The following is a 13,828-nucleotide window of genomic DNA, read 5'->3' on the forward strand; positions in this document are numbered from 1 at the left end:
CCGCGCGGCTGGGGCATAGAGACGGCCCGTTCGGGGCGGCAGCCAATGCCGGACCGGACGACGGAGCGAGCGGGTGTAGCTCAGGGGTAGAGCACAACCTTGCCAAGGTTGGGGTCGTGGGTTCGAATCCCATCGCCCGCTCCAAAAATTTCAAGCTTATCGATAGATTTGACGCAAGCCGCCGAAGGGCGGCTTTGTTGTTTCCGGCGTGGTGACCAGCAAGGCGGCTGTGCTCACCAACTCCCCGCCTGTGGATAACCGCCGTTTCCCCTCACGAAACGAAGGGCTTCACCTTCCGGCTGCGGATGATGCGCGCGCCATCCCGTGATCGCAGGGCCGCCGCCGCTCCGAGCGGTCAGCCATCGGGACGTCCCCGCCCGCACGGAGGGTACGGAAAGCCGTGTTCGCTTTGCGCTGAATCGGCGGCCGCTGAAGCCCTGCCGATCCCGAACGGGAGGCCAAGGGGTCTTGCCTTGTTCACCGCATCGCCGCGCGATGGCGTGAGCCGACGGGCCCAGGCGGCCGACGCCGATGTTCCCACCAGGGCATGAGGTCATGCGAAACGACGACTAACCACCTGCGAGCCTGACGGCGACACGCCCCCGGACCTTGCCATCCAGCAGGTCGGCGGCCATCGCGATCGCTTCATCGAGACGGATCTCCGTCGCGATCGCGTCGATCCCGGCGAGGGGCAGCTCCGTCGCGAGCCGCTGCCACGCCGCCGACCGCAGCGGCGCCGGGCAATACACGCTGTCCACGCCGGCGAGCGTGATGCCACGCAGGATGAAGGGGGCCACCGTGGCCGGCAAATCCATGCTGCCGGCCAGACCGCAGGCGGCGACCGTACCGCCATAGCGCGTCTGCGCGCACGCATTGGCAAGCGTGGTGCCGCCGACGCTGTCGATCACACCGGCCCAGAGCTCCTTGCCCAGCGGACGACCCGGCGCCGCAAGCTCGGCGCGGGGAATGATCCTCTTGGCGCCGATCCGCTCCAGATAGTCCGCCTCCTCCGGCCGTCCGGTGGAGGCGACAACGGTGTAGCCGCTGGCGGCCAGGAGCGAGATGGCAAAGCTGCCTACCCCGCCCGAGGCGCCGGTGACGAGAATCTCGCCCCCGTCCGGCTTCATCCCGTGCCGTTCGAGCGCCATCACGCACAGCATCGCCGTGAAGCCGGCCGTGCCGATGGACATGGCCTGCCGCGTCGAGAAACGGGCCGGCAAGGGAACCAGCCATTCGCTCTTCACGCGAGCCCGCTCGGCGAGCCCGCCCCAATGGACCTCGCCGAGGCCACAGCCGTTGACCAGCACCTTGTCACCAGGCGCGAAGCCCGGCGCAAGGCTGTGCGTCACCTCACCGGCCAGATCGATGCCCGGCACCATGGGGAATCGCCGGACAACCGGCCCGCGGCCGGTGATGGCGAGCGCATCCTTGTAGTTGAGGCTGGAATAGTCGATGGCCACCGTGACGTCGCCCTCCGGCAACGCGCTCTCATCCACCTCCGAGAGCCGGGCCTGGTACGTGTCGTCGTCCTTGGTGACGAGTATGGCGCGAAACATCGGATGCTCCTCCCTCAGGCCCGAACGCGGTCATAGCGGAAGAGCTTCTCGGCATTCTCCCAGAGAAGCTTGCGGCGCGGCGCCTCGCGCAGCCCGAGCGCGTCCAGCTGGGGCAGCACCTCCTCATGGGTCAGCAACGGGAAGTCCGTTCCCCACACCACCTTGTCCTGCCCCCAGGAATTGATGAAGTGCACCATCTCCGGCTTCCAGTAGCGCGGCGCATAGGCCGTCGTACCGAGAAAAACATTCGGATGCTTGGAGGCAAGGGCGATGGCCTCTTCCACCCACGGCCACCCGGTATGTGTGCAGACGATCTTGAGGTCGGGAAAATAAAGGGCGACGCGATCGAGGCGCACCGGCCGGCCGTTCTCGATCGGCATGAAATCGAGCGTATGGCCCATCGAGACCACGAGCGGCACGTCGAGCTCGACGCATTTCGCGTAGAAAGGAAAATAGAAGGCGTGCTCGGGGCCGAGGTCGAACCCGTGCGGATGGACATGGGCGCCCACGAAGCCCAGTTCGCGCACCGCGCGCTCCAGCTCCCGCACGCCTTTCAGCGCCGTGTGGGGATTGATGCCGAACAGGCCATAGGCGTAGCCGGGCGTCCGGCGGATCACCTCATGGACCTCGTCGGCCGTCACCGTCAGATAGGGGTGCTGCTGGCGGTAGCTCCACGACGCGAAGGAGGCGATGTGGACGCGTCCTACGCCGACACGGTCGGCGTAGGACATGAACTGCTCGGGCGTAAATCCCTGCAGGTTAGCGGAACGTCCCAGGCTGTCGAAGACGCCCTGTTCCTCGTCATTGTCCCGGAAATGCGCCTTCATCGCCTCGGGCGTGTACAGATGGCCGAGTATGTCGATGGGCATGCCGGAACGGCTGTCGCCGGGAGACGGTCTGGAAGACATGGTCGATCTCTCTGGAACTTCCGGGACGAAGAAAGGGGGCGCGGAGATCACCGCGCCCCGGCTCTATCAATCGACAAGACCATAGATCTCGCGGGCCGCCTGCTCGGAGATGTAGCCGAGCGCGAGATCGCGGCGCACCGCCGCGCGGTCCCGCTGGCGTGGATCGCCATAGCCGCCACCGCCCGGCGTCTCCAGAACGAGATATTGGCTGTCCTCGACCACGAAGCGCTGCTTGGGGTGAACGGGCACACCGTCACGCCCGAGCGTGCGGCCGATCTGGCCGGGAAGCCCGTCGAACAATCCCTGCGGACCGATGCGGGTCTTGTCGCAGACGAGATTGACGACACAGGAGCTGCCCTCGGGTACGACTTCCAGCGTCACCCGCTGCCCGAGGCCCCCGCGGAAGCGGCCGGCACCGCCGCTGTCGGTCAGCAGTTCCTTGCCGTAATAGACAAAGGGCGCCTCCAGCTCGAGCACCTCGACCGGAACGCAGCGTGTTCCCGTCGGGTACTGCATGGTCGAAAGGCCATCCTTCGCCGAGCGGGCGCCGATGCCGCCGGCGATCAACGCCACGGCCGCATAAGGGCGGCCTTCGCGGGTCTGGCCGTTGAGCGTGACGCCCCAGACCGAGCCGGCCCCGTCGGCCATGACCTTGTCCGGCCAGGCCTGCGCCAGCGTCTGCAGCACGAGGCCCGGGATCATCTGGCCGACCAGATGGCGCGCCGCAACCGGCGCCGGGAACGTGCAGCTGACGATGAGCCCCGGCGCCGCGTTCAGCTTGAAGGTCGAGAGACTGCCGAAATTGTGCGGAATCTCCCGCCCGATGGCGCAGCGCAGGGCGAAGGCGACGTAGCCGAACGTGTAGTTCTCGCAGACGTTGATGCCTTTGCGTATCTGCGGCGACGTGCCGGTGAAGTCGGCCTCGATCTCCTCGTCGCGAATATGCAGGGTCAGCACGACCTTGATCGGCTCGTCATAGCCGTCGAGGTTGAGCACCGAGGTATAGCTCCCGTTCGGCACCTCGCGCAGCGCCTGCCGCGCCGCCCGCTCCGAGCGCAGGAATATCTCCTCGACGACGGCGTCGAGGTCATGGATGGCGTATTCGTGGATCAGCTCGCGCATCGCGCGACCCGCCGCCTCGTTCGCCGCGTTCTGCGCGTCGAGATCGCCGACGACCGCGTCCGGCTCGCGCACGTTCGCCCGGATGAGGCGGAACAGCGTGTCGTTGCGCACCCCCGCGTCGTACATCTTGCAGACGGGGATGAAGAGCCCTTCCTCGAACACGTCGTTGGCGCTGGCGCCGAAGCCGGTGCCGCCGATATCGGCATGGTGCGCCGTCGATGCGGCAAAGCCGATCAGGGTGCCGCCGTCGAAGATCGGGCTCGCGACGGTGATGTCGAAGAAGTGCCCCGTCGTCTTCCACGGGTCGTTGGTGATGAACACATCGCCGGGCTTCAGCGTGTCGATGGGAAATTCCGCGAGGAACTCCAGCACGGTGCGCGTCATCGGGATGAGATGGCCCGGCGTCCCGGTCTGGCCATGGGCCAGCATGCGTCCCTTGCGGTCGAACAGCGCCGTGGCGATGTCGCCCGCCTCGCGCACGAGGGGGCTGAAGGAGGTGCGGATGATGTTGACCGCCTGCTCGGTGACGAGCGAACTCAGCCGGTTCCAGAAGATCTCGAGAAGGACCGGATCGCTGTCGAGGCTGATATTCTGGTTTACTGTCATGACTGTCTCGCTTCACGCTTCCTGTCGATGATCAGGTTGCCGTCCTGATCGATCTGGGCGGTCCAGTTCGGCGGCACGATCACCGTGGTGTCGGGCTCCTCGAAGATCGCCGGGCCGGGCACGACCGTCCCCAGCGCGAGCTGGGGACGCGCCAGCACCGGCGTCTCGACCTGGCCGGTCTCGGGGAAATAGGCGAGGCGGGTCTTGCCCTCGCTTGCCGTCTGCGCCGCGCGCCGGAACGCCACGGAGGAGTCCGGGCGCGGGCCCGAGGCCGTGAGACGCCAGTTCAGCACCTCGACGCCGAGACCGGAGGTCATGCGGCCGTAGAGCCGCAGATAGATCTCCTGATAGCCCTCGCTGAGGGTGCCCACGGTGTCGGGACCCATCGCCGAGAGTGAGAACGGCACCTCGATCTCGTAGCCCTGTCCGACGATGCGCATGTCGCAGCTGGCCTTGAACTCGATGTTCTCAGCCTTGATGCGCGACTTCTCCATCAGCTCGACCGCCTGGGCCTTCATGTCGTCATAGAGCCGGCGGCACTGATCCCAATCGATCGTATCGAGGGCGAACTTGCGCGTGCGCACGAAGTCGAAGGTGAGCGGCGCCATCAGCATGCCGTTGGCGGAGAACACGCTCGCCCCGCGCGGGCAGATCACCCGGTCGACCCGGACCGCCTCGGCGACCCGGCAGGCATGCAGGCCGCTGGCGCCACCGGAAGCGAGCAGCGCATAGCGCGCGGTATCGACGCCGCGCTCGGCGGCGTGGACCCGCAGCGCGTTGGCCATGTTCTCGTTCACGACGCGGTGGATGCCCCAGGCCGCGCGCACGGCATTTCCTTCGAAGGATGCGCCGAGAACCCGCCCGATGGCCGACGTCGCGCCATCGAGGTCGAGCTTCATGCGCCCGCCGAGAAAGTAGTCGGGATTGAGATAGCCGAGCACGAGATCGGCATCCGTCACGGTCGGCTCGGTGCCGCCCAGCCCGTAGGAGACCGGCCCGGGGCTGGCGCCGGCGCTGGCCGGGCCGACGCGCAGCAGGCCCATCTCGCTCAGACCGGCAATGGAGCCGCCGCCGGCCCCGATCTCCAGCAGCTCAACCGACGCCACCTTGAGCGGAATGCCGCTGCCGGGCTTGAAGCGGTAGGCGCGAGCGACCTCGAAATCCCGCGAAATGGTCGGCTGTCCATGGTCGATGAAGCAGATCTTCGCCGTCGTACCGCCCATGTCGAGCGCCACGACATGCTCCTCATCGATGTGCCGGCTCAGCATTGCCGCGCCGGTAACGCCGGCGGCCGGGCCGGATTCGACGATGCGCACGGGATAGTCGGAGGCCTGCTCGGCGGTCACGACGCCGCCATTCGACAGGAAGACGTAGAGGTTCCCCTCCACGCCGGCGCCGGACAGCCCTTCGCGCAGCTGCGACAGATAGGGACGCACGAGCGGCTGCACATACGCATTCACGATGGTCGTCGACATGCGCTCGACCTCGCGGATCTCCGGCGCGACATCCGACGAGATCGAGATGGCAAGTCCGGGCCGCAGCTCCTGCAGCTGATCGCGGACCTTTCGCTCATTGGCGGGGTTCACGTAGCTGTGCAGAAAGCACACGGCCAGCGCCTCGAGATCGGCCGGCAGGGTGCGGGCCAGCTGTTCGATCGCCGGCGCCTCGGCGGGCACCCTCATCTCCCCGGAGGCGAGCACGCGCTCCTCGATCTCGTAGCGGCTCCCGCGCTCGATCAGGATCGGGGGCGGATCGAGGTCGATGTCATAGATGTCGTAGCGCCATTCCCGCCCGATCTCGAGAACGTCGCGGAACCCCTTGGTGGTGACGAGGGCGGTCTTGGCGCCCTTCCCCTCGATGACGGCATTGGTGACGAGCGTCGTGCCGTGAACCGTATCCACGATTTCGGATGCGTCGCTTCCGGCCTGTGCGAGCAGGCGCTCAACGCCTTCGACGATGGCCACGATGGGGTTGTGGGGGTTGGTGAGGACCTTCTCGGTCGCGAGAACGCCGACGACATCGGCGAGCACCAGATCGGTGAAGGTGCCGCCGATATCGACGCCCAGTCGGAGTTTCCGGGACATGCTGACTGCCTATATTTGGTTCGCTAGACAAAACGCTATCTATCATATTGATACTTGTCAACGACCCGAAATGGGCGCTAACTTTGAAAAATCGCGAATTCATTGGATGAGCCCGGACGATTGCGTCATGAACCATGAAACGCTGTTTCATGTTTTCAGAACCCTTTCGCAGGGCATGAGGAGGCAGGAATGGGAGATCGGATCGCCGACGCCGAGGCAGAATTTGCCTGGGTACCCGATGCCGAACGGATCGCGGGCAGCCGCCTGACGGAGTTCATCCGGGCCGGCGGCTGCAGGGACTTCGATGAACTCTACCGCCGGGCGGATGCCGATCCCGGCTGGTTCTGGGAGCAGGTCATCCGCTTCGGCGACCTGCGCTTCGAGCGCCCCTACGACCGGATCATGGACGACAGCCGCGGCATCGAGTGGACCCGATGGTGTGTCGGCGGCACGACCAACATGGCCGCCAACTGCATCGACCGTCACCGCGGGACGCCGACATACGACCAGACCTACATCGTCAGCGAGGCGGAGGACGGCACGACGCGGTCGCTGACCTATCGCGAATTCGACGCGCAGGTCTGCCGGTTCGCCGGCGTGCTGCACGGCCGCGGCATCGGGCCCGGCGACGTCGTCGGCCTGCTCATGCCGCTTATCCCCGAAACCTTCGTCGCCTATTTCGCCATCGTGAAGCTCGGGGCGATCGTGATGCCGCTGTTCAGCGGTTTCGCTCCCGGCGCCATCGCCGAGCGCTTCAACATGACGGACACCAAGATCGTGGTGACGACCGACGTCATGTATCGCCGGGGTTCGTCGGTACGTCTGGCGGCCGCCGCGCTGGGGGCCCTTCCCGAGTCACCCAGCGTCGAGCATGTGATCGTCCTGAACCGCACCGGCGGGCCGCTGCCGGATGGCCCGATCCTCGACTGGGACGAGGCCATGAAGACCGCGGAACCGGTGGTCGAGACGCTGATGATGGATGCGGAGGCCCCGGCGGTCCTGCACATGACCTCCGGCACCACGGGCCGCCCGAAGGGCGCGATCTACACGCATATCGGCTTCGTCACCAAGATGGTGCTCGACTACGGCATCCTCTCCGATTTCCGTCCGACGGACCGCTACCTCTACCAGGCAGACATGGGCTGGATGGTCGGCTCGCAGACGGCCGTCATCGCCAGCGTCCACGGCGCCAGCATGCTGCTGGCGGAAGGCGTGCCGGACTATCCGGAGCCGGACCGGTTCTGGCGCCTGATCGAACGCCACAAGGTGACATGGGTCGGCATCACGCCTTCGATGGCGCGTATCCTGATGGCCCATTCCGACAAGCCGCCTGAAAGCGATCTTTCGAGCCTGCGGATCGTGCTCACGGCGGCGGAGCCCTGGACGGTGCATGCGTGGAACTGGCTGTTCCACACCGTGCTCAAGGGCAAGGTGCCGATGCTGAATGTCTCCGGCGGCACCGAGATCAGCGGCTGCATCCTCGCCTGTTCGGTCAATCACCCGCTCAAGGTCGGGTCCTTCGCCATCCCCATTCCCGGCATGGGAGCCGATATCGTCGACGAGAACGGCAATCCGACGGCCCCGGGAGAAATCGGCGAGCTGGTGCTCCGGCGCCCCTCCATCGGCCTGACCCCCGGATTGTGGCGCGACGACAAACGCTACATCGAGAGCTACTGGAGCACGCTGCCGGGCGTCTGGGTCCATGGCGACCTCGCCTCGCGGGACGAGGACGGGCACTGGTACATCCACGGCCGCTCCGACGACACCATGAAGATCGCGGGCAAGCGCGTGGGGCCAGCCGAGATCGAAACGGCCGTGATGGCGTCGCGGGCGCTGGTCGAGGCCGCCGCCGTCTCGGTACCCGACCCGATCAAGGGCGCGGCGCTGGTGCTGGCCTGCGTCCCCCTGCCCGGCGTCGAGGCGGACGACGCGCTGCGCAAGCGCCTCCAGTCCGAGCTGGAGCGGCAGATGGGCAAGTCCTATCGGGCCGAGAAGATCATCTTCGTCCGAGACCTGCCCAAGACACGCACCCTGAAGATCATGCGCCGGGCCGTGCGCGCGTCGCTGCTGCGGCAGTCGCCCGGAGATCTTTCCGCGCTCACCAACCCCGACTCGCTCGCCGAGCTCCAGCAACAGGCGCTGTTCTAGGCCGCGCGACCCATCAGGAGAAGACAAGCATGAAACTCGCGACCTTCATCAGCCGGGGCGAGCCACGGCTGGGATTTTCATTCGGCGGTTTCGTCGTCGACCTGCGAAGCGCTCTCGAGGCGGCGCTTCGCGCCCGCTCGATCCGTGGGGCGGCGTCGATCGCCGAGCAACTCAGCCCGCCGGACATGCGCGAATTCATCCTTCTGGGCGAGGAAGGCGCGGCCGCGGCGCGGACGGCGCTGGCTCATGTCGAGGTGGAGGGTATCGACGGCCTGATCGCGGCGAAGGCCGCCGTCGCCTTCGAGGAGGCGGAGTTCCTGGCGCCCGTCCATCGCCCACGCAATCTGTTCTGCGTGGCGGTGAACGGGGCTGCCCTCGTCGAGCTGGCGCCCAAGCTGCCCGACTATCCCGTCTACTTCCTCAAGCCCAACTCGACCCTGACGGGCCACCGCCAGCCGATCGAGCTGCCGCCGATCGGAAACACCATTCCCGAGGCGGAACTCGCGGTCATCATCGGTCGCAAGATGAGCCGCGTGCCGGCGGCCGACGTCTACGACCACGTCTATGGCTACTCGGTGATGAACGAGGTCACCTCGCCGCAGATTCGTCAGGACGACCTTCTCATCTCGCGAATCTCGGGCCGCAATCCGGCTACCGGCGAGCTGGAATTCGAGGATGTTCCGTTCACTGCCCTGGCGCGCCACAAGGGCCTCGACAGCTTCGCGCCCATGGGGCCGTGGCTGGTGACGCGGGACGAGATCGACGATCCACATCAGCTGACCATCTCCGGCGAACTGAACGGGCGTTCCTTCTGCCTCGACCACACCTCGCGGCTGCGCTTCAAGATCCCCGAGGTCCTCGAGCGCATCTCCCATTTCTCGACCCTGCATCCGGGAGATATCGTATCCATGGGCACGGCGAGCCCGTCGCAGGAGTGGCCGATGCTCGAAGTCGACCTGTTCAAGGAAGGCGGCCTCGTGAGCGTCTCCATCGAGAAGCTGGGCGTCCTCGAGAACCCGATCGCCTATATCTGAGATCGCCCGGGAACAGCGACGGCGCCGGCCCCCCGCGCGCCGTCAGCGATCGAATTTGAGGCTGCGCGAGATCTTGAACGCCGCGTCGACAAGCGCGGAGACGTGCTCGATGCTGGGCTTGGCGGGCACGTACTGGATCGAACCGAGCAGGGCGATGGTACCGATCAGCCGTCCCTGCGGGCCGAAGATCGGCGCGGCCAGCGCATTGATGCCCACGAGGCTCTCATTGGGAGCGACCGCCCAGCCCTGCTCGCGGATGACGGCGATCTGTTCACGCAGAACACCGGGATCGGTGATGGTGAACTCGTTGCTTTCCGGCAGCGGGCCGCGCAGCACCTTCTCCCTTGAACTCTCGTCGCCGAAGGCCAGCAGCAGCTTGCCCTGGGCCGTGCTGTGCAGCGCGAGGTCGGTGCCGGTCCGCGCGACCACTTCCACCGTCGAGTTGGCCCGCACGATCTCAAGGATGGTGAGCCGGGTGCCCTCCACGGCCGACACGACCACCGTCAGGTCGAAACGGTCCGCCAGGCTGCGCATCACATCCTTGGAAACCGAGGAGAGATTCATCTGCTTGTTGATGGCCGGGCCGAACAGCGCCCAGCGGTTTCCCAGGCCGTACTTCTCGCTTTCCGAATCCTGGGCGACGTAGCCGGCGCTCGCCAATGTCCGCAGGTGACGAAAGACTCGCGCCTTTCCAACCCCGAGCGCGGTGGCCAGTTCGGTGACGCCCATCGGTGCCCCCGCAAACGCCAGATATTCCAGGATCTTCAGGCTCTGAAGAACAGACTGGATATCCTGGCCGCTGGAGGTCTTTTCGGGCGTTTCTGAATCCATGAGCGTCTTTTGCCGATCCCTGTCCTACGTCAGGCCTCATCGTCGCCGACCCGCCGGACGACGACGCTGTCGCTGTCCCGCCAGTGAACCAATGTCTCGCCGCCGATGCAGGGCAGATCCTGCGTCGAGCCGACCTGGAGCTTCGCGATCAGCGTTCCGAGTGTGGGGTTGAAGACCTTCACGCGCAGATGATCGCCGTGATAGGCAAAGTCACGAATGAGCGCAACATATCCCTCCCCTTGCGAAGGGGAAGACAGCTCCAGATGCTCCGGCCGCACGAGCAGCTGAACGGCGGCGGGACGCGCTATCTCCCTACCGGGCACGGTGCGCACGCTGCCATCGGCGAGACGGATCGTGTTGCCGCCCGGACCGCCGTCCAGGAGTTCCGCGTCGAGCAGGTTGCTCTCGCCGAGGAAGGACGCGACGAAGCTGCTCAAGGGTGACTTGTAGAGTTCGGCGGGGGTCGAGATCTGGGCAATGCGGCCCTTGTCGAATACCGCGACGCGGTCCGACATCGTCAGGGCCTCGCTCTGGTCGTGCGTCACATAGACGACCGTCACGCCGGTTTCGCGGTGGATGGACTTGATCTCGTCCTGCAGCTGCTCGCGCAACTGCTTGTCCAACGCGCCCAGCGGCTCGTCCATGAGCACGAGGCTGGGCTTGAAGACCAGAGCGCGAGCGACCGCGACCCGCTGCTGCTGACCACCCGACAATTGCGCGGGCGTGCGATGCGCCAGGGCCTCCAGGCGCACCATGGCCAGAGCGCGCATCGCGTCCTGCGTGCAGTCGCGGCTACGCATGCCGCGGGCGCGCAAGGGATACTTGATGTTGTCGAGGATGCTCATGTGAGGGAACAGCGCGTAGTTCTGAAAAACGACGCCGATGCCGCGCCGGTGGGGCGGCACGTTGCTGATCACCCTGCCGTCGAGCGAGATGGTGCCCGATGTCGGATGCTCGAAACCCGCGAGCATCATGAGCGATGTGGTCTTGCCCGAGCCGGAAGGTCCGAGCAGCGTGAGAAACTCGCCGCGCGCGACATCGAGGTTGAGATCCCGAATGACCGTCAGGGCCGCATAGGCCTTGTTCACATTCCGAAAGGAAACGAACCCCTGTTCGGCTCCTCGTTCCTGCGTCATCCGCCGATCGCTCCGATTAGCTGCCGAACCGCCCCTGATGAAGAATCCATCCTAGGATTCCCAGATCTCGTCCGCGGCTCCATCGTAGGTCTTGATCACCGGGTTCTCCAGAATGCCGATCTTTTCCACTTCGATGCGGATCGGGCCCGCAAAACGTCTCATATCCGCGTCCAGCATGGGCCACTGATCGGTCGAGCTTGCCGTACCGAGGGTGACGATGTCGCCCGGCGAGAGCGTCGACCACTTCGTAATATGGGCCATCACCTCGGGGATCGTGAAACGCAGCCGCCCGGTGTGGTCCTCGTTGATGAGGCGCTCGCCGAGCCAGGCCCGCACGTGCAGATCATGGGGATCGGCGATTTCATCCTTGGTCACGATCCACGGCCCCAGCGGACCGAAGGTATCCATTCCCTTGTGCCGGGCGATGACGGTGAAGGTGACGTCGTCGAACGTGTCCTCGCCGAATTCGTTCTTCCCGGCGGGCACACGGGAGATCAGCAGGTCACGCCGCCGGATCTCCGGCGAGGTGACGTCATTCAGGATCGTGTACCCGAACACATAGTCGTAGGCGTCTTCGGCGGCGACGTTCTTCGCCGTCTTGCCGACGACGAAGGCGAATTCGGATTCGGGATGGACGAGTACCTTCTCGCGGATCTCGATCGGCTGGAGATGCCCGATGAGCGACGAATTGGGCTTCGCATAGTAGATCGGATAATCGGGAGCACGGATGGCATGCGCCACCAGTTCGGGGTTGTTGACCACCGTGCAGAAGACGTTGCGCGGGCGGGCAACCGCCGGCAGCCACTCGACGTCATCGGCCGCTATGCAGAACACTCCGGCACCATCCGCGTCGAGCGCCCATGCGAGCGCCCGCCGCGCCGCGGCAATGGAAATCTCGCCCAGTTCGATGAACCGGACCATATCGGCGGGAATGACCGCGCGGGCGATCTCGGCGGAACCGGACAGCCCTTCGCCCGCGAGCATGGCCTCATACGCCGCCGCGAGGTCGACGACGATATCGCCCTGCACGGCACCGACCTTCTCATGTCCTCGATGACGGAAACTGGCGAGCTTCATGCGGAGGACTCCTTGATCTGCTCTTCGATATGAAAGTTCACATGCCGATACGATGACGTCCTGACGCGAGAGCGATCTTCGCTGAAGGTCAGCCGCATCACTGGATCATCAGGATATAAACACGGCATCCACATTTCGACAAACGAAATATCGTTTACAGTTGCGATACACGGTGTTAGCTTTTTCATATAACGGGCGCCCCCCCCGCCAAGAGCCTCTTCAGAGGTCGTGACTACGCCGCCAGAGAGATTGGAACGGGAGTTACTCATGATGAAGATAAACAGGCGTACCTTCGGCATCGGCGTTGCGAGCCTCGCGGCGCACAGCCTCATCCCCAATGCGCATGCGGCCGGCGGGCAGGTCACCGTCGTGGGCTTTGGCGGCGCCTTCCAGGACGCCATGCGCGAGATCTATTGGAAGCCGTTCGAGGCGAAGACCGGCATCAAGGTTCTGGAGGACAGCTGGAACGGCGCCTTCGGCACCATTCGAGCCAAGGCCACGGGCGGCGTCGGCAACTGGGATGTCGTGCAGATGCCGGGCGACGGGCTCCTCCTGGGTGAGGAAGAGGGCCTCTACGCGCCTCTGGACTGGAAGGCGCTGGGCGGTCGGGAGGCCTACATCGGGCAGGGCGCGACCGATTTCGGCGTGGGCTGCGAGGTAGGCTGCATCGTGCTTGCCTATGACAGCTCGAAGCTGGCGAACGGGCCGGAGAGCTGGAAGGACGCCTTCGACCTGGTCAAGTTCCCCGGCAAGCGGTCGCTGTACAAGGGACCGAAGTACAATCTGGAGGCTGCGCTGTACGCCGACGGCGTCGATCGCGCCGACATCTACAAGGTGCTGAAGACCCCAGAAGGCGTGAACAAGGCCTTCGCCAAGCTGGACACCATCAAGAAGGACATTCTCTGGTGGGAATCCGGCGCCCTGCCGGTCCAGTTGCTTGCCTCAGGCGAAGTAACCATGAGCTCGGCTTATGGCGGGCGCATCTATTCGGCGCTAAACACGGGAAAGCCCTTCAAGATCATCTGGGCCGGCAGTCTGGTCGAGGTGGACTCCTGGGTGATCATGAAGAATGGGCCCAACAAGACGGCCGCCATGGAGCTGATCAAATGGATGGGCGATGCCGACCGGCAGTTGGAGATCGCCAAGCGCATGGGGTACGGTCCGACGGCGAAAGCCGCGCTCAAGCGCATTCCCCCCGAGCTTGCGCCGTCCCTGCCGAGTTCGCCGGCCAATCTCGCCGTGGCGATCGACATGGATCCGAGCTTCTGGATGGAGCGGGAGGCGGCATTGACCGAGCGCTTCACCAACTGGGTCAATAGCTGAGGG

Annotated in this window: 10 protein-coding genes and 1 tRNA gene; 4 read left to right on the forward strand and 7 right to left on the reverse strand. The window is 65.4% G+C overall.

The features are described 5' to 3' along the window. Positions 1-69 precede the first annotated feature (69 nt). Positions 70-144, forward strand: a tRNA-Gly gene (locus STARVERO_RS17980). 425 nt (positions 145-569) lie between these two features. Here STARVERO_RS17980 and acuI read toward each other — a convergent pair. The 4 genes from acuI to STARVERO_RS18000 form a co-directional block, all read right to left on the reverse strand. Beyond that, positions 570-1,556: an acrylyl-CoA reductase (NADPH) gene (gene acuI, locus STARVERO_RS17985; RefSeq protein WP_159600514.1), complete on the reverse strand. Its 987-nt coding sequence runs from the start codon at positions 1,554-1,556 to the stop codon at positions 570-572. 14 nt (positions 1,557-1,570) lie between these two features. Then, a complete protein-coding gene (locus tag STARVERO_RS17990; RefSeq protein ID WP_144341117.1) occupies positions 1,571-2,464 on the reverse strand; it encodes an amidohydrolase family protein in 894 nt (297 codons plus the stop codon). Between the two features lie 66 nt (positions 2,465-2,530). Next, positions 2,531-4,192: a hydantoinase B/oxoprolinase family protein gene (locus STARVERO_RS17995; RefSeq protein ID WP_159600516.1), complete on the reverse strand. Its 1,662-nt coding sequence runs from the start codon at positions 4,190-4,192 to the stop codon at positions 2,531-2,533. Next, on the reverse strand, positions 4,189-6,276 hold the full coding sequence (locus STARVERO_RS18000) for a hydantoinase/oxoprolinase family protein (RefSeq protein WP_159600518.1): 2,088 nt from the start codon (positions 6,274-6,276) through the stop codon (positions 4,189-4,191). Before STARVERO_RS18000 ends, STARVERO_RS17995 begins: the two co-directional genes overlap by 4 nt. Before the next feature lie 189 nt (positions 6,277-6,465). Between STARVERO_RS18000 and STARVERO_RS18005 the strand changes: the two genes are divergently transcribed. Both STARVERO_RS18005 and STARVERO_RS18010 read left to right on the forward strand, forming a co-directional pair. Beyond that, positions 6,466-8,424 carry an AMP-binding protein gene (locus STARVERO_RS18005; protein ID WP_144341120.1) on the forward strand — a complete coding sequence of 653 codons (1,959 nt, stop codon included), beginning with the start codon at positions 6,466-6,468 and terminating at the stop codon, positions 8,422-8,424. A 29-nt stretch (positions 8,425-8,453) separates the two neighbouring features. Beyond that, positions 8,454-9,458, forward strand: coding sequence for a fumarylacetoacetate hydrolase family protein (locus tag STARVERO_RS18010; protein WP_159600520.1), 1,005 nt, complete (start codon positions 8,454-8,456; stop codon positions 9,456-9,458). A gap of 42 nt (positions 9,459-9,500) precedes the next feature. Here the strand turns inward: STARVERO_RS18010 and STARVERO_RS18015 are convergent, their stop codons facing one another. Genes STARVERO_RS18015 through STARVERO_RS18025 form a run of 3 tightly spaced genes read right to left on the reverse strand, consistent with a single transcriptional unit; the run spans position 9,501 to position 12,502 of the window. Further along, a complete protein-coding gene (locus tag STARVERO_RS18015) occupies positions 9,501-10,289 on the reverse strand; it encodes an IclR family transcriptional regulator (RefSeq protein ID WP_159600522.1) in 789 nt (262 codons plus the stop codon). Positions 10,290-10,318: 29 nt separating this feature from the next. Next, positions 10,319-11,425, reverse strand: coding sequence for an ABC transporter ATP-binding protein (locus STARVERO_RS18020; RefSeq protein ID WP_159600524.1), 1,107 nt, complete (start codon positions 11,423-11,425; stop codon positions 10,319-10,321). 51 nt (positions 11,426-11,476) lie between these two features. After that, entirely contained in the window at positions 11,477-12,502 is a 1,026-nt protein-coding gene (locus STARVERO_RS18025; protein WP_159600526.1) for a fumarylacetoacetate hydrolase family protein, read from the reverse strand. Between the two features lie 267 nt (positions 12,503-12,769). Between STARVERO_RS18025 and STARVERO_RS18030 the strand changes: the two genes are divergently transcribed. Further along, positions 12,770-13,825 (forward strand): ABC transporter substrate-binding protein, encoded by a 1,056-nt coding sequence (locus STARVERO_RS18030; protein ID WP_244616813.1) that lies wholly within the window; start codon positions 12,770-12,772, stop codon positions 13,823-13,825. Positions 13,826-13,828: the final 3 nt, after the last annotated feature.

The sequence above is a fragment of the Starkeya nomas genome (assembly GCF_902703545.1).
Classification (GTDB): domain Bacteria; phylum Pseudomonadota; class Alphaproteobacteria; order Rhizobiales; family Xanthobacteraceae; genus Ancylobacter; species Ancylobacter moscoviensis.